The organism is Marinobacter sp. OP 3.4, from assembly GCF_036224885.1.
Classification (GTDB): domain Bacteria; phylum Pseudomonadota; class Gammaproteobacteria; order Pseudomonadales; family Oleiphilaceae; genus Marinobacter.
Genome location: NZ_JAVVLT010000051.1, coordinates 44,089 through 59,229 on the forward strand (window position 1 = coordinate 44,089; position 15,141 = coordinate 59,229).

Sequence of the window (15,141 nt, forward strand, 5' to 3'; positions counted from 1 at the left end):
GCACATGAATAGCTCGGTCTCGGTGCGGTGAAAGCCGCCAGGGGATACCGGCAGGCCACGAATACACCCGCAGCACTGATTCGCACTCATACCCCGTCCTCCCATTCCCCAATGCTGATCAGGTGATTGATCAGGGTTGTTTTGCCGACGTGGTGATTCATAGCGGCATCCCCCCCCGTCCCTTGCGGTTCTTCTGGTCCTGATCGCGTGCCTGGCGCTCAGCTTCTTCCTTCTGCTTGCGCATCAGCTCAAAGTCCGGCCGGCCCTGCATGGCGACGAAGCGGGAATACTTGCCCTGCCACTCAAGCCCTTCACTGCCGGGCTCACCCATGCGGATCTTGCCGAAGATGATTTCTGTCAGCGGGTCCGGGTTGTCGTTGTCCCGGTCGTAGTAGCCTTCGCGGTAGGGGAAGATGATCACGTCCGCGTCCTGCTCAATGGCGCCGGATTCGCGAAGGTCACTCATGTGGGGGCGCTTGTCCGGGCGGGATTCAACGCCGCGGTTGAGCTGGGACAGGGCAATGACCGGGCACTGCAGGTCCTTGGCCAGGCGCTTGATGCCCTGGCTGATCTTGGTCAGTTCCTCGTTGCGGTTGTTGCCGCGCTCGCTCATCAGGCCGATGTAGTCGATGACCACCAGTTGCAGGCCGTACCGGCGTTGAACCTCAAAGCAACGAGCCCGGATCTGGGCAATGCTCAGGCCACCACGGTCGTCAATGCGTAGGTTGCCGTTCTGGGTGCGCTGCGAGGCGGCGCTGAACGCGGTCCATTCGTCCTCAGTGAGTGTGCCCTTGCGCAAGGAGCCAAGATTAATCTGGCCCAGTGAGGCACTCATCTTCTCGATGATTTGTGGCGCGCTCATCTCAAGGCTGAACACCAGTGTCGGGATCTGCTTCACCACGGCGTTGTGCTCAACCATGTTGAATGCAAGGGTAGACTTGCCCATGCCTGGCCGACCGGCGATCACGATCATGTCACCCGGGCGCATGCCGTTCATGCGGTTGTCCAGGTGCTTGAACCCGGTGGACAGGCCGATCAGCTCACCACCGGCATCGTTGCGATCCTGCATTTCCTCGATGAACGCCTTGGAAGCAGTCTTCATGTCCCAGAGCTGGTCGTCATCCTTGCGGCCAATGTCGCTCAGGTCTGTCAGGATGCGCTCGTAGGCGGTTTCGGGGCTCTCGTCCTCCAGCCACTGACGGGCGCTTATGATGGTCTGGCCAATCTTGCGGTACAGGGACCGACTGGTGATGACCTTGGCGTAGTAGCCCAGGCTGCTGATGGACGCCTTGCCAACGTATTCCAGAACTTCTGCAACGAAGGCCATGGGGTGTGAGTGCCCGGTTGCTTCCAGACGCTCCGCAACAGTGATCACGTCTACCGGCTTGCCTTCGCTGAACAGCGCGTAAGCGGCCTGCATGGGCTCCCGGATCTCGGTGCTGAAGTCGTCGGCTTTGAGCGTGGAAAAGATTTCTGCGGTGTACGGGCCGCGCAGGGTCAGTTCCAGAACAGAGGCTTCTACGAAATCGAATTGGTCGCTCATGACGCCTCCCGCAGATGATCGTTGCGCTGGTCGTCGCCCTGGTGAAACTCACCTTCGATGACGCGGGTCATGTTCGATTCATTCAGCAGCCAGTCGAAGCCTGGGCGCCAGTTGAACCCGTCTTTGGTGCCGGTAAGCGGCTTGGAGCGGCGGACGTGCAGGAAATATCTGCGCCAGAAGTCCAGATCGCTGCCACGGCTGTTCTTGCCAAACACTTCCTTCCAGCGAGCGCGCATCAGGCTCTTGCGCTTGGTGTTCAGTTTCACCACCTCGGGCAGGAAGTCTCCAAGCAGCTCGTTGTACATGTCCACAATCGCCTGGTATTCCACTGGGTCTTTCGGTTGTGGCTTCGATTCACTGGACGGGGCCGAGTCATCGCCAGATGACGGAGTCTTTGATTCAGGAATCTGGTATCCGGAATCAGGTATCAGGTATCCGGTATCCGGCGGATTAGAAACGTTCTCATCACGTTCCTGTTCCGTTTCGATACCGTTCCGTTCTGGGTCGGTGCCGTTCGGGTCGTCACCGGTAACCGGTTGAGGTATGTCTGTACCCCGCAAGACCTCGTTTTTATGGGGTCTCTGGTGCTTCCGGAAGTTGACGACGTGCAGGTAGTCTTCACCGTCCACCTGGTAGATTTCCACAAATCCTGCCTGCTGTAGTTCGCCTACCAACTCAGCAAAGTCCACGTTGTCGTATGGAAGAACTTCGACCTTCAGGCGCTTTGGCTTGTACTTCATGTTGCCGTTGAAGTCAGCCTGACCCCACAGCCCGATGAATCCGAGACGGGCCAGCGGCGACAGTTCACCTAGATCGTCGTTGGTGAAAAATCCGGGTTTGATATTGCGAGCCCTGGCCATTACGCACCCCCTTCCATGATTTCAGCCATCTGCTGACGGAAGGCAGTCCAGTTTTTAACCACCTTGGCAATCTCGATGAGCTCTTCGGGGTCATCCAGAACATCATTGGCCGCTACCAGCAAATCAATGGCCATGCTCTCGTTGCAGTAGCTCAGCCGGTTCCTGAGTATTCCTCTTGCGTAGTAGAGGCGTGACATATCGGGGTCGTCGCCGTGTCTTAGCTTGTTCGCTGCAATGCGGGGGATCATGCTGAAAAACTTCTGCGCCGCCCGGTCCTCACAGCGGCCCTCGTCATCGAACTTGAGATACTGGCCTGCTGATATCTCGATGCACTCACTGACGAGCGTGTAGCCGTACTTCTTGAACCATGTGCGGATTGAGCGCTCGCCTTGTTCGTTTACCTCGCGGGTTACCATTACGCTCTCGATCTCATCCACAAGCGTCTCGACAGCGTCGTTGTCCATATCCTTCAGACCGGCCCGCCAGTCCATCATCATCTGCAGCTGCTCGCGCCGCTCGTTGAGCTCATCCATCTGGGCCTTCTGCTTTGCCAGCGCGGAACTGTCGTCCAGCTCGATGTTGGACTTTCCAGAGTTGCACCCCTGACAAGCGGTGATCAGGTTGACTATGGAGTTGTCGCCACCTTTCGATACAGGCTTGATGTGATCGACATGGAGGATCACGTCTGGCGACGATTGCCCGCAGTATTGGCACTTGAAGGAATCCCGCTTGAATACCTCGAAGCGCATCTTTTGAGGAATGGCTTTACGTTTGCTCTGACTCACAGCAGCCCCCTCCGACGCTCAATGCGCCGAATCTCGTCAGGGGTCATCAGGGCCTGGCGCTGGAGAATGCAGGCACCCTGGGCTCTTGCCATGCGCTTCCATTGATCTGTAACGCCGGTTTCCCAGGACATAGCCAGCCTTAGTGCGGTGATCTTGAGGGAGAGCCAGAGAATCGTGGCTTTCCTTTGCAATTCAGAAGTGTTCATGCGATATTTACCTCTACTCTTTGAGTAAAAGCCCGGTAGGCCTGCCAGCCTGCGATCCGGGCTTTTTCTTTGCCTCAAATCCGGCTGTAACCGGACTCAAACGCTTCCGCCGGTGACCAGGACTTGTACCCGTCCGGATACACGACGTAATACCCGCCGGCTTGCGGGTTGTGCTTTTGCAGGTATTCACCTGTTACCGGCACCGGGCCGTAGCCCTCATCCTCGGGAATGATGGTTCCCTCGGTTTTTTCCCTGTCGCACAGCACTTCCTTGATCTTCAGGGCCCACACTTCTTTGTGGCTGCGGTACTTGGGCATTTCGCGTTCAGTGGTCATGTCTTCCCCTTATGCGGCCTTGAGCCGTCCGTTACCGTCATACTTGTTCTGGAAGCCGTAGAAGCGATCAACCTGCTTCCGGGCTTTGCGCTGGGCTGCCACTCGCAGTTCGTTGGCCTGCTCCTGCTTCATGATCCCGGCGGCCAACTGAGGGGCCAGTACGGCATTCACCTGGTTGTCCAGCTCCAGGAAGTAATCGGGTGATCCAAATCGAATGATTCCAGCCATGACGGCCTCCTGTGTTTGAATTGGCGCCCTGGTATTCAGATAACGCGGATATTCCCAGGGCCACCCGCCGCACGGGTGCTGGATCGTCAGCGGGGTGCAGGCCCTCAGATCCGGATGCTTTCCTGCACTGCTTCACCGGCAACCGGCCGGACCCCGAAAGGTTTACCGGCCTCCTACCCACTTATCACCGTGGGAGCGGCGGGGTAGTTCTTGAGGACACTCCCATGACCGCCGGTGTCTTCTCCCCTACTTCGCGGGCACGGCTCAATCACCGTTATTCCCTTGTGCTTTTCGGGTTACCGCTTATCCCCTACAGGGGGTGGCGCCAGCTTGCCGGTTTATCAGCCCGGGGCTGGCGCCTGATGCCGGCCGGGATTGCCCAGCCCATTACAGCGACCGGGATTCCCCAGTCCGAAGCATCTGTGAAAGGCTCTGCCTTGCCGCTCCTAGTTCGATGCCTGTCTACCTCATTGGGTAGAGGGTGCGGTCTCGGGCTTTTTGCCAGCAGAGCCCTTCCAGATACCGGCTGGTAACGCCAGCCACTCGGCACATCAGATGTACTTCTCGATCCGGTTCAGCTCGCCGTGAATCTCGTCCAGCTCAAAGGCCACCTTGCGATGGATGGCGTTGAGGTCGTCCATCAGGCAATTCGGGCCAAGCTCTTTGTTCTCTTCCTGGCTGTCAGCCTGCGGCTCCGGCCCCGCCACCCGGTCGCCCAGGCTGTTCAGTCGATTCCTGGCGTGATGCAGCTCGTCCAGCTTGTCGCGCATTCTGCCAATGAAATTTTGAATCTCTCTTTGCTGGCCCACTGCTTGGTCGCTCTGTACTCCGCATGCTTGATTCATTGTTCCGCCCTCTATCTGCTTGTGGTTTGGCCCCTTACGGGAGCCACTCGGCACACTCACCCTGGGTACTGCAACCGCGATGTTCTGCGGCAAAGGAGACTCATTCGGTCATGTGCTGCGACTTTTACCCGCCAGATTCCCAGGCCTGGCGGTTTATGCAGGGCAATGGATCGCTGAACCCTGTCCGGGCCTCTGATCGCGCTCCCGGATAGCGCTACTGACAAAACCCTGTGAATTCAAACAGTCCCCAAAAACCCGGTTATGTGCATCACCAGTAATGGGGAAAATGGCAATCATGCAGCGTCGGCCTCCAGTGGGTTATCCGCCTTGAGCCGGCCATCGGTCAGTTTCTCCAGTTGCATCTGGCGAAGAAGTGGGATTTCTTCGGGCCAGCTGGAAATGGCCGCCCGACTGAGTTGCAGGGCGCGGGCGACGTTAGCCGCGCTTCCAAAATGCTCGATGGCCTCTGTCTTGGTCATGACGGTTCTCTGTGTCTGTTGTAAACCATGATCGGCACCAGTGTAAGTCATGATTAACATGGTGGCAAGTATGTTTGTGTCAAGCACAGTTAACCTTATGGGGTTTACCGTATAACCCTTACTGCTGTGAGCGAATTGCTATGGATATGAGTGAGCGAATCACTGAGGCTAGGGAGAGTGTTGGCCTGAACAAAAGTGAATTAGCGCGGCGCCTGGGCGTGTCCCGGGCCAGCGTGACAGCCTGGGAAACAGGCGCTGTTAACAACTTGAAGCATGACCATCTATTTGAGTTGTCGAAGATTACCGGTTTCTCCGCAAAGTGGCTGGCTACAGGCGAAGGTGAGAAGAAACGTAAAACCGCCTCAACAACAGTTGCCTACCTACCCGGATTAAGGAATAGTAAGGATGCTGGTTCCAGCGAACAAAAAAACCATGAGCTGGAGTTCCTGGGTCATATGGACGCCTGGGACAGCGATACTGCGCTAGGCCCTGATGAGGTTGAGGTACCGTTGTTCCGGGAGGTTGAAATAGCCGCCGGAGGTGGAAGGACTGAAGTGATTGAGAACCACGGAGCCAAGCTGAGGTTTGCCCGTTCCACCCTGGCCAGGGCTGGCGTCGATCCCGCGAACGCCGCCTGCGCCACGGTTAAGGGCAATAGTATGGAGCGACTGATTCCTGACGGGACAACGGTCGGTGTAGACACTGGAGATAAGGAGATACGAGACGGCGAAATTTATGCTTTCGACCATGACGGTATGTTGAGAGTGAAGTATCTGCAACGAAAGCCTGGCGGCGGACTCAGGGTGATCTCCGAGAACCTTAGTGAGTATCCGCCCGAGGACTACGGACCAGAAGAAGTGGAGCAGGACATACGCATGATTGGGCGCGTGTTCTGGTGGTCTGTGCTGAGGTGATCCCTCACGCCACACCGCAAACTTGAAAGTGTGACCTGAACCGGGTCACATTTTTTTATCCTTCCGATGTAAATTATGGTTGACACCATCAAATCTGTGCTTACACTGTTAATCATGGTTTACGCCATTTAACAAGAAGGACACAGTTATGGGACGCCGCAAGCACTACTACCAACACCTTCAGGTAGAACTGGGAGACACCAGTCACCTGACCGAACGCCGGGCCGCCGTTCTGCGCCTGGCCGCTGACGGAGACACCACGCAGGAGATTGCCGACAAGCTGGGCATCAGCCCGGAAACTGTCGTCAACCACCTGGACGCGCTGAAAGACCAGCTTTGCGCCCGCAACCGGGCCGACCTGCTATCGCAAGCGTGGATGCACGGCATTCTGGTGGCTCGCCACGCAGCAATGATGCTCGTTTTCGCACTGTGCCTGCTGGCCATGTTCCCGGTCGCACGGGTAAACACGCGAGCGCCCATTCAGGGACGGCCCAAGACAGCGCAGATGGTCCGCATTAACCGTCAGGAAATCTCGGGGGTGATCGCATGAACCCGCTCGAAAAACAGTTCCACATCCAGCAAGCAAGACTCCAGACACGCAAGCCAGCCAAGGACGGCATCGCGGCCTTTCGGGGGCGCCAGTATCGGGCCCCCGCTTTTTCTGCGCGTCCAGAGTGGGATCAGGACTTCTACAACATCCCGACCGCCCAGCGCCGCAAGCTGCTTCGCATGGCCCAGAACTGCCAGGACCGTGAAGCCGAGCGCCTGGAGCGTTACGCCCGGGAAGCCGCCAAGCGGTTCTATGAACAGGAGAAGGCAGCATGAGCAGCAACCGCAAATCCACAACCAACCTGATGGCCGAGATCCAGACCCTGGCCATTGCCATCAGCCAGGCCGGCGTTAAGCAGGTGATGACGGACTTCAGCGGCAACACGATGGTGTTCAGCGTTGACGTGTACCCGGCCGACATGGACTGGAAGTCTACGATCTCTGACATCTTGAAGGCCAAAGAGTGGAGCTTCCGGGTGTGGCTCAGGGAGGACTCGAAAGATGTGTCGATATCCAACCTGCTGATTATCCGGGACCGGATGGATGAGCTGATGGACCTTTTGCCCGAAGGGCGGGAGTGTGCGGCATGAGCATGACCAAAGACGAATGGCAGAACCGCCGGGAATCCATGGAGTACATCGAGAGCAACCGGCAATACCAGACCGAGAAGCGCCTGCTGGATGCCGTTGGCTATGCCAGGGGCTGGCTCAAGCGCCCTGTACCGAAGCCCGACTGGTTTACCCAGCAGTGCGCCCTGGCCCGCAAGCTGCTCAACGAGGGTGAGCTACGGGGGCTCGACGGCAAGGTGATCCTGACCTTCGAGGACGTAGGGGGCGCTGTGCGCCGGGATCAGGAGTACCTGCCCCACGCCCTGTTCGCCATCAGCAAGGGCAACTACCAGGACGGAGGCAAGAGCCTTGGCCACTGCCTGCTGAGCTGTGCCATGCAGTTGGTGGGCGATCAGCGGGAGCACTTCGACGCTAACTGCCGGGACGATCGATACGACGATGAAGGCGTCCCCGTTGACGAGCAATTCCACGAACACATTTCAGGTGAGGAAGCAGCGTAATGAGTAACGCAATTGCAAAAACAACAGGCATGGGCTTTGCCCTGCAGCCGAACAGCATGGACGAAGCCTTCCGTATGGCCGAAATGCTGGCCGGCAGCCAGATGGTGCCCAAGAACTACCAGGGCAAGCCGCAGGACGCACTGGTGGCCATGATGATGGGCTCTGAATTGGGGCTCAACCCGATCCAGTCCCTGGCCAATGTGGCGGTCATCAACGGCAAGCCGGCCATTTACGGTGACGCCCTGCTGGCCCTGGTCCAGAACCACCCGAAATTCGGCGGGCATGAGGAATTCTGTGACGAGGCCACCATGACCGCAACCTGCACGGTTTGGCGTAAGGGCGATGCCGCCAAGCATACCGTGACATTCAGCCAGGCCGACGCCCAGAAAGCGGGGCTCTGGGGCAAGTCCGGGCCGTGGACGCAGTACCCGAAGCGGATGCTGATGTGGCGGGCCCGGGGCTACGCCCTGCGTGACAAGTTCGCTGACGCCCTGGGCGGCCTGATTACCGTCGAGGAAGCGCGGGATATCCCTGAGCAAGACATGGGGCCGGCACAGCGGTATGAGGCGCCGAAGGACGCGGCACGGCCAGCCCTTGAGCATTATCCAGCGGATTCGTTTGAGCAGAACTTCCCCAAATGGCAACAGATTGTCGAATCCGGCAAGAAGTCCGCCAACGACATTGTGGCCATGCTCGAAAGCAAGGCCGTCCTGACCCCTGAACAGCGTGACCAGATCCTGGCACTGGAAGAAGGAGCCGAGGCATGAAACTCCAACAAGGCAAGATCGTTAACCTAGGCCAAGGCTCCCCGGAATGGGACGCCCTGAGAGCCAAGAGGTTCACCGCAAGTGAAGCCCCGGCCATGGCTGGCAAGTCCAAGTATCAGAGCCGGAGCGACCTGCTGAAGCAGAAGGCAACCGGCATTGCCCCGGAGGTTACGCCGCACCAGCAACGCATATTCGATGACGGACATCGTGCCGAAGCAGCGGCCCGCCCGATTGTCGAGAAGATCATAGGGGACGACCTGTATCCAGTTGTGCTGGATGACGAGGAAGGCGGGTTCATGGCCTCTATGGATGGGCTCAACATGATGGGCGAAATCGGTTTTGAACATAAGTGGTTGTCCACCGACCTCGCTGCTCAGATCGACGCCGGCAAGCTGGAAGATCATTACATGATTCAGCTTGACCAGCAGTTCGCCCTGTCCGGTGCTGACAGAATTATCTTCGTTGGGTCTGACGGCACCGAAGACAATCTGAAGTACCTCTGGATCGAGCGCGACGAGTCCCGGTTCAAGGCGCTGGAAGCCGGTTGGCAGCAGTTCGCCAAGGACCTGAGCGAATACCAGGCCCCGGAAGCAGAGGCCCCCAAGCCCGACGGCAAGGCCCCTGACGCCCTCCCTGCCCTGTCTGTTCAGGTGCAAGGCATGGTTACCGCCTCCAACCTGAAAGAGTTTGAGGCAAGCGCCCGGGCCACTCTGGCGAAGATCAATACCGATCTGAAGACTGATGACGACTTTGCCGACGCCGAGAAGACCGTCAAGTTCTGCAAGGACGTGGAATCCCGCCTCGACGGCGCCAAGGAAAACGTACTGGGCCAGATGCAGACCGTGGACGAGGTGGTGAAGACCATCGACCGGATCAAGGAAGAAACCCGGCAGATCCGCCTGAAGCTGGACAAGGCGGTGAAGGAGCAGAAGGAGCAGCGCAAGCTGGAGATCCTGAACGCTGCCCGGGAAGCCTGGCACAAGCACATGGGCGACCTGGAGAAGGCGCTGGAGAAGGAGGCGGACGGCCTGCCGGTGACCCTGCATTGCAGCAACGCCGACTTTGCCGGCGCCATGAAAGGCAAGCGCACCATTTCCAGCCTGCAGGGCGCCTGTGACGACACCCTGGCGGCCGCCAAGATCGAAGCCAACGAAACCGCCGAGCTGATCCGGGGCAACATCGCCCAACTGAATGAGCATGCCGGCGAGCACCGGTTCCTGTTCCAAGACTTTGGCCAGATCTGCATGAAGCCGGCGGATGACTTTGCCGCCGTGGTGAAGATGCGGATTGCCGACTACCAGGCAGAGCAGGACGCGAAGGCGAAGCGGGAAACGGAAGCTGCCGCGCAGCGTGAGGCGGCCAGCAAGAAGCAGCCAGCCAACCCGCTGACCGACGGCCCGGAGATCAGCTACCGGGAGCCTGACCCTGCGGAGCGGCCCGCACCGAAAGTTGCCGCCGAAGACGACCACCCGACGATGCCGGCACCACAGGAAATCGTGCAGGTAGTCGCCAACCACTACGGCGTCAGCTTCGATCAGGCTATGGCCTGGCTGGCCAGCTACGAATTCAGGAGGGCCGCATGATCACACTAACCGACTGGGAAATATCCACCCTGAAATGCGCAGGCCGGGCCGGCAAGACCTTCCGTGACGCCAGCAAGGAAATCCGGCACGACCACCACGACGTCCGCGAGGCCGTCCGCCGCCAGGGGCTGGAGTGGGAAATGAAGCAGTGCTTCAAGAAGATGCAGGCGGACCCCGAGAACGGCATGCGCGGCTATGAGCGGATCGATATCGCAGACCTTCGCCAGGAGCCGGTGGAGGTTCCCAACAACCCGCAGGCGAGGTGGCTGGCTCAGCCGTGGAGGGCTACAGCATGAACCTCAACAACCCCGAAGAATTCCGCAGGGAGTTTGAAGCCCTGGACGTGACCAACGTGACCAACGACCCCAAGGCCATCCGGGAAGCCTTTGAGAAAGATCAGGCGGACGAGGATGAGCGGTCACTGAAGCAGGGGAAATCGGCATGAGTAACGAACTGACCACCAACAAAGACCCGATGACCGAGTTCCAGGACCGGGTGAAGGAAAAGCTAAAGGCCGACATCGGCGCCATGCTCCCCGAGGAAGTGCTGGCCAGGCTGACCGAGCGGGCTGTGGATGAACAGTTTTTCAAGGAGCGGCGGATACCGAAGTCGTTTGGTTCAGACGAAATCAAACCGTCATGGTTCGTTGAGGAAGTCGCCAAGCTGGCCGAGCCGATCATCCGTGACGAGATTCAGCGGTTCATTGACGCCCGGACCGGCGACATCGAGGCCGCCATCAAGCAGTACATGAGCGAGCAGAATCTGACGCTCACCGCGTCGTCCATGATCGCCAGCCAGATGAGCGCCCACATGTATGGCCATGTTGACCAGATCATTCAGGCCATTCTGAATGCTCCGAGGTACTGACCATGCCCAAGAGTAAGCACAACCGCAAGCGGCACGACGCCACCCGCAGGGCTCAAACGTTCTTTGGCCACCGCACCCGGGTGCTCACCTTCGAGGCCGACCGGGATCACCCCGGGGCCGATCAGAACGCCTATGCACGAAAGCACATGGGCGCTTTCTGGAAAGACCTGGGGCCGGAGATCGTCGGCGCCGTGCTGCGATACCCCCAGAACTGGGCCGTCTGCATCCGGGCTGTCTGCTGGACCGGTGAAGGCGACTGGTGGGTGGAGGAAAACACCATCATCGCCCGGGACATCGCACTGCAGGATCTGGAGCAGTACGACCTGTACAAGAACGCCCGCGACGAAGTTCTGGCAGAGGTCCAGCGCCGCCATGTGTATGACCTGGGCTGGATGGCCGAGACATACCTGGGCCGCAACCCGGCAGACCATAACCCGCGCTGGCCCTATTCCGAAATCAACGAACTGGAGATCATCACGCCGGAGCGTCAGCAACTGTGGCGCCAAGTGGATGAGGATTTCCAGCAAGAGCAGAGGGAAGCCGCATGACCACCTACATGACAGCCGACCAACGGCAAGGCCTGGTCGCCGCCTTGGCCACCAAGCAGGACCTGCGAAACCTCCTGCGCAAGGCCCGGGACGACGACAACCGGCAGGTGGCCAGGATCATGGACAAGGCCATCCTGCGGGCCCTGGGCCGCTTCCGCCTGTGCGACATGAAAAAGCACTACGGGGTGTCAGTTCACACCATCAATCGATACCGGCTCCGGATTTTGTTCAGCGAGCCGCTGCCCGCCGTACAGGCCTCACCCCTCGACTGGGAAGCAATTGACCGGGAAATCCGTATGGGCTGGCACCTGGAAGAACTGGCCCGGAGCATCGGGCCAGAGTACATCGTTCGCCAGTTTGGCGTTACCCCCTGGCAGGCCAGGCGCGCCGGTGAGCCCGTCGAGGGATGCAACGTCATGGCCGGCGAAGACCCAGAGCTGCGCGAGGCAGTCATCCAGGCCCGCAACGAGTACAAGGCCACCAAGGCCAAGCGCCGGCAGTTCACCTACCCGGCCATCGCCGAGCGCCACGGCACCTCACAATCAACCATCAGCATCCGCGCCCGGGAACTGCGGGCAGCAGAGCAACAGGATATGGAGAAGGCGGCATGAATATCGAGCTGACAAACATCGCAGAAAAAAAGCTGGAACAGATGGGCGCAACCGTCCACGGCGTGCTGGCGAAGAACGAAGCCGGGGCGTGGGCAGCGGTGTCCGAAGCTGGCCGGGTTATGTGGCTGGATGGGTTTGAGGGGCAGTCTTCCAGTGCCGAGCCATGCCGCTTCCACGACGACGACAAAGAAGCCTGCGAGACATACAGCGGTGAAGTGCCGTGCGAGCCCGAACAGCCCAGAGCCGGGGTGGTGCCGGAGGGGTGGAGGCTGGTGCCTGTCGAGCCTACCAAAGAAATGACGCAAGCAGCATTCGATGCCTTCGAGGTGGTAAACCCCATGCAGTACGGGAATGGTCATGAAGCGCGGAAGGCTGTTTATGACGCCATGCTCACCGCCGCCCCGGCTGTGCAGGGTGGTGGGGAACCAGACTGGACAGAAAGCGCAACTCTGGATTCTGAGGCATGGAAGAACCCACTTCTGAGCAAGAACGACAGATTACAAATTGCCGACGGCGCTGTTGCTTGGCGTGACGAGGTTATATGCAACCTTCGAGCTACCGCCACCCACCCCCACAACGGCGAACAGGGCGGGGAGTGGGTCAGGTGTGATGAGCGGTTGCCGACTGAGATCCACAACAAAGTTGCTGGACTGCGCGCACTGTTGTGGCGCTATGACTGGAGGACATCGCTCAACCGATCAGAAATGGACGTAATTATCTCTGATATCGAGAGGTTGGTGCTAACCCGCCCCCAGCCGCCCAAGTCGAAGGGAGGTGCGTAATGTGTTTATTCACAGCAGGTGCACTGATCGGCGTCGTTGTGGCTCTGATCGTTCGCACCTTTCACAACAACAGCAGGATTATCTTGGACGGCAAGGGAGGATCGCGGCCATGACCACTAATTACAAGAGCAGCCGAGACGTACCGCTAGAAACTATAATCGGTCGACTAAATGAGCTATCCGATGCGGTGACAAGGGGGCGAGAATCTTTGTGCCGAGAATTCACAATGCACATACCTGCCGAATGTGACCGCGACGCGGACCTGATCATCGGTGAAGCTGCAATCAGGCTGGACCGACTCCAAGCCGAGAACGAGGCGTTGCGGGCCAGGGTGGCGGAGTTGGAGGACTTTGTAGCCGACACGGCCATAGCCTGCCAAAGATCACTTGATCCAGATTGGGTTCCGGATGGCGTGCAGGATGCGCTTGTACCTTTATCCAAACGGTGCTGTGCACTCTTGGGCGACGATCCAGATGAGCACGAATCGGCGTGGCTCCTCCGCAAGCAGGCCGAGGCGGTGGACTGGGTATGGCACAATTACTGCCGAGAGTCTGCACTCGAGGACTGCAAAGCGCTTTATCAGGAAGACATGGAAGGTGCAGTTGATGCGTTACGCCAACAAGCCGCCGAACTTGAGCGCCAATCTGAGGGAGGGGCGGAGGATGCCTGACACAAAGCAGATAGCCCGCAAAGCTGCCGAGAAGATATACCGGATCAACGTGCAGCAACGAGTCAGGAACCGGGCTCACTACATTGAGCTGATAGAAGGCGCGGTTCTTGAGGCCATCGAACAGGCCAAAGCCGCCCACCCCACAGACTCCGGAGGCGACCAATGACCGACACACCCGAAACTATCTACCTAATTCCGGGCGAGGACGTAGACGGTGCGCCCTGCATGGTCTGGTGTGACGACCCTGCGCCTTCGTATGCCTGTGATCCGGCTGAGGCTGTGAAGTACATCAGATCTGACCATATCCGGGAGCGACTGTTCCAAGGCTGGGCTGGCTGCACTGACCGCGCCTGCATTGTTACCGGACCCAGGTCAGGTATGGGCACGAACGGCGGATGCCACTGCGTAAAGAATGCCAGCCGGAGCCAGTTGAACCTACTGAGTCAGCGACTGATGGCAATGATGGGAGGTCGTAATGGAAAAGCCTGAAGTGGTCACCAACAACATCTCAGCGGATTGTTTCGGGATTCGTGACTATGCGGGGAGTGAGGGAGGCAAACCATGAAATACCGTCCAAGCAACGGGTCAGAGGGCGCTGACTTCTGCGAGCGCTGGTGCGCCAACTGCATCCATGACAACTACGACATGGTAACGAGCGAAGGTGAAAGCTGCGACATCCTCATGCGCACACTGGTATTTGACCTTGATGATTCGGAATACCCGGACGAATGGCAGCGAGAGCCCGGCCAGGCGCCGCGGTGCACAGCTTTCCATGACAGAAACGACGAGCCGCCGAAACCGAAGTGCCCGAATACGACAGACATGTTCGAGGCCGAGGACGCGGGGATTCGTGGGGAGGATGGGGGATGAGTAAGCCAGAGCCAAACCTGAGCATGATGATGGAGACCCTGGCCGCGATACGCCAGGCTGCCGATGATGCCTGTGACAATGCGCAAGAGGCTGGCGTGACCGGCGCGATCAACTGGGGCGACCTGGGAGTGGTTGAGGTCCGGTTCTGCATCAATGAGCAAGGCGACGGAAGTTATGACGTGCTGATTGAGGAAGCGGCGCCAGGGTCGGCTGACCTAATGCGGCACATCAGTGAAGCGCTGGACAAGTTGGGACTGGTGTATCCGGTCGAGATTCGGACAGAGTGGTAGCGGAGGCAGTATGATTGACGTAACGAAAGACTACGATCCAAGGTATGTTCAGGTCCGTCGCCAGAGGGCGGCTGAGATCCTGGGGGTGAGCCCGTCGGAACTTGACCGGCTGCGCAAGGATGACCCGGATTGCCCGCAGGGATTCAAGCACAGTGACGCCCGAAATAGCCCGGTTATGTTCCGGCTGTCAGACCTTTATGCGTACAGCGAGAAGCGCATGCAGGCCGCCCACAAGGCCGCCTAGAAGCGACCGCCATGTACACCACCATGTACCCGGCCAGCCATTACAGAGATAACCACCTGTTTTTGCTGGCCATGTTATCTCTCTCATCAGGAGCTT

General features: G+C 58.8%; 26 protein-coding genes. 18 read left to right on the forward strand and 8 right to left on the reverse strand.

Annotated features, from left to right (window positions below; genetic code table 11):
• Window positions 1-157 precede the first annotated feature (157 nt).
• The 8 genes from RO069_RS09320 to RO069_RS09355 all read right to left on the reverse strand — a co-directional run bounded on the left by RO069_RS09320 (window position 158) and on the right by RO069_RS09355 (window position 5,281).
• On the reverse strand, window positions 158-1,543 hold the full coding sequence (locus RO069_RS09320; protein ID WP_328186969.1) for a replicative DNA helicase: 1,386 nt from the start codon (window positions 1,541-1,543) through the stop codon (window positions 158-160).
• Entirely contained in the window at window positions 1,540-2,403 is an 864-nt protein-coding gene (locus tag RO069_RS09325; RefSeq protein WP_328186970.1) for a hypothetical protein, read from the reverse strand. The genes RO069_RS09320 and RO069_RS09325 overlap by 4 nt, the downstream gene beginning before the upstream one ends.
• Entirely contained in the window at window positions 2,403-3,188 is a 786-nt protein-coding gene (locus RO069_RS09330; RefSeq protein ID WP_328186972.1) for an HNH endonuclease, read from the reverse strand. The genes RO069_RS09325 and RO069_RS09330 overlap by 1 nt, the downstream gene beginning before the upstream one ends.
• Window positions 3,185-3,394 carry a hypothetical protein gene (locus RO069_RS09335; protein ID WP_328186974.1) on the reverse strand — a complete coding sequence of 70 codons (210 nt, stop codon included), beginning with the start codon at window positions 3,392-3,394 and terminating at the stop codon, window positions 3,185-3,187. The genes RO069_RS09330 and RO069_RS09335 overlap by 4 nt, the downstream gene beginning before the upstream one ends.
• 74 nt (window positions 3,395-3,468) lie before the next feature.
• Window positions 3,469-3,729 (reverse strand): hypothetical protein, encoded by a 261-nt coding sequence (locus RO069_RS09340; protein WP_328186976.1) that lies wholly within the window; start codon window positions 3,727-3,729, stop codon window positions 3,469-3,471.
• A gap of 9 nt (window positions 3,730-3,738) precedes the next feature.
• Entirely contained in the window at window positions 3,739-3,957 is a 219-nt protein-coding gene (locus RO069_RS09345) for a hypothetical protein (RefSeq protein ID WP_328186978.1), read from the reverse strand.
• A gap of 551 nt (window positions 3,958-4,508) precedes the next feature.
• Complete coding sequence (locus RO069_RS09350; RefSeq protein ID WP_328186980.1) at window positions 4,509-4,727, reverse strand: hypothetical protein; 219 nt, start codon at window positions 4,725-4,727, stop codon at window positions 4,509-4,511.
• A gap of 368 nt (window positions 4,728-5,095) precedes the next feature.
• On the reverse strand, window positions 5,096-5,281 hold the full coding sequence (locus RO069_RS09355) for a Cro/CI family transcriptional regulator (RefSeq protein ID WP_328186982.1): 186 nt from the start codon (window positions 5,279-5,281) through the stop codon (window positions 5,096-5,098).
• Between the two features lie 140 nt (window positions 5,282-5,421).
• On the opposite strand from RO069_RS09355, the gene RO069_RS09360 reads away from it, so the two are divergent.
• The 18 genes from RO069_RS09360 to RO069_RS09445 all read left to right on the forward strand — a co-directional run bounded on the left by RO069_RS09360 (window position 5,422) and on the right by RO069_RS09445 (window position 15,045).
• Window positions 5,422-6,195 carry an XRE family transcriptional regulator gene (locus RO069_RS09360; protein ID WP_328186984.1) on the forward strand — a complete coding sequence of 258 codons (774 nt, stop codon included), beginning with the start codon at window positions 5,422-5,424 and terminating at the stop codon, window positions 6,193-6,195.
• Between the two features lie 148 nt (window positions 6,196-6,343).
• A complete protein-coding gene (locus RO069_RS09365; RefSeq protein WP_328186988.1) occupies window positions 6,344-6,745 on the forward strand; it encodes a response regulator transcription factor in 402 nt (133 codons plus the stop codon).
• The gene (locus RO069_RS09370; RefSeq protein WP_328186990.1) at window positions 6,742-7,020 is read left to right on the forward strand and encodes a hypothetical protein; all 279 of its coding nucleotides are present in this window, start codon (window positions 6,742-6,744) and stop codon (window positions 7,018-7,020) included. The genes RO069_RS09365 and RO069_RS09370 overlap by 4 nt, the downstream gene beginning before the upstream one ends.
• Complete coding sequence (locus RO069_RS09375) at window positions 7,017-7,334, forward strand: hypothetical protein (RefSeq protein ID WP_328186992.1); 318 nt, start codon at window positions 7,017-7,019, stop codon at window positions 7,332-7,334. Before RO069_RS09370 ends, RO069_RS09375 begins: the two co-directional genes overlap by 4 nt.
• Window positions 7,331-7,813, forward strand: a complete 483-nt coding sequence (locus tag RO069_RS09380) for a hypothetical protein (protein WP_328186994.1) — start codon at window positions 7,331-7,333, stop codon at window positions 7,811-7,813. Before RO069_RS09375 ends, RO069_RS09380 begins: the two co-directional genes overlap by 4 nt.
• The gene (locus tag RO069_RS09385) at window positions 7,813-8,580 is read left to right on the forward strand and encodes a recombinase RecT (RefSeq protein ID WP_328186996.1); all 768 of its coding nucleotides are present in this window, start codon (window positions 7,813-7,815) and stop codon (window positions 8,578-8,580) included. Before RO069_RS09380 ends, RO069_RS09385 begins: the two co-directional genes overlap by 1 nt.
• Window positions 8,577-10,163 (forward strand): YqaJ viral recombinase family protein, encoded by a 1,587-nt coding sequence (locus RO069_RS09390; protein ID WP_328186998.1) that lies wholly within the window; start codon window positions 8,577-8,579, stop codon window positions 10,161-10,163. The genes RO069_RS09385 and RO069_RS09390 overlap by 4 nt, the downstream gene beginning before the upstream one ends.
• Window positions 10,160-10,459 (forward strand): hypothetical protein, encoded by a 300-nt coding sequence (locus RO069_RS09395; protein ID WP_328187000.1) that lies wholly within the window; start codon window positions 10,160-10,162, stop codon window positions 10,457-10,459. Before RO069_RS09390 ends, RO069_RS09395 begins: the two co-directional genes overlap by 4 nt.
• Window positions 10,456-10,608, forward strand: coding sequence for a hypothetical protein (locus RO069_RS09400; protein ID WP_328187002.1), 153 nt, complete (start codon window positions 10,456-10,458; stop codon window positions 10,606-10,608). The genes RO069_RS09395 and RO069_RS09400 overlap by 4 nt, the downstream gene beginning before the upstream one ends.
• Window positions 10,605-11,030: a hypothetical protein gene (locus RO069_RS09405; protein ID WP_328187003.1), complete on the forward strand. Its 426-nt coding sequence runs from the start codon at window positions 10,605-10,607 to the stop codon at window positions 11,028-11,030. Before RO069_RS09400 ends, RO069_RS09405 begins: the two co-directional genes overlap by 4 nt.
• A gap of 2 nt (window positions 11,031-11,032) precedes the next feature.
• Window positions 11,033-11,578, forward strand: a complete 546-nt coding sequence (locus RO069_RS09410) for a hypothetical protein (RefSeq protein WP_328187005.1) — start codon at window positions 11,033-11,035, stop codon at window positions 11,576-11,578.
• Complete coding sequence (locus RO069_RS09415; RefSeq protein WP_328187007.1) at window positions 11,575-12,189, forward strand: hypothetical protein; 615 nt, start codon at window positions 11,575-11,577, stop codon at window positions 12,187-12,189. Before RO069_RS09410 ends, RO069_RS09415 begins: the two co-directional genes overlap by 4 nt.
• Window positions 12,186-12,971, forward strand: coding sequence for a hypothetical protein (locus RO069_RS09420; protein WP_328187009.1), 786 nt, complete (start codon window positions 12,186-12,188; stop codon window positions 12,969-12,971). The genes RO069_RS09415 and RO069_RS09420 overlap by 4 nt, the downstream gene beginning before the upstream one ends.
• A 109-nt stretch (window positions 12,972-13,080) precedes the next feature.
• The gene (locus RO069_RS09425) at window positions 13,081-13,641 is read left to right on the forward strand and encodes a hypothetical protein (protein ID WP_328187010.1); all 561 of its coding nucleotides are present in this window, start codon (window positions 13,081-13,083) and stop codon (window positions 13,639-13,641) included.
• Window positions 13,634-13,807, forward strand: a complete 174-nt coding sequence (locus tag RO069_RS09430; protein ID WP_328187012.1) for a hypothetical protein — start codon at window positions 13,634-13,636, stop codon at window positions 13,805-13,807. Before RO069_RS09425 ends, RO069_RS09430 begins: the two co-directional genes overlap by 8 nt.
• 395 nt (window positions 13,808-14,202) lie before the next feature.
• Window positions 14,203-14,511, forward strand: a complete 309-nt coding sequence (locus tag RO069_RS09435) for a hypothetical protein (RefSeq protein ID WP_328187015.1) — start codon at window positions 14,203-14,205, stop codon at window positions 14,509-14,511.
• Window positions 14,508-14,801, forward strand: a complete 294-nt coding sequence (locus tag RO069_RS09440) for a hypothetical protein (protein WP_328187018.1) — start codon at window positions 14,508-14,510, stop codon at window positions 14,799-14,801. Before RO069_RS09435 ends, RO069_RS09440 begins: the two co-directional genes overlap by 4 nt.
• Window positions 14,802-14,811: 10 nt before the next feature.
• A complete protein-coding gene (locus RO069_RS09445; RefSeq protein ID WP_328187019.1) occupies window positions 14,812-15,045 on the forward strand; it encodes a hypothetical protein in 234 nt (77 codons plus the stop codon).
• Window positions 15,046-15,141 lie beyond the last annotated feature (96 nt).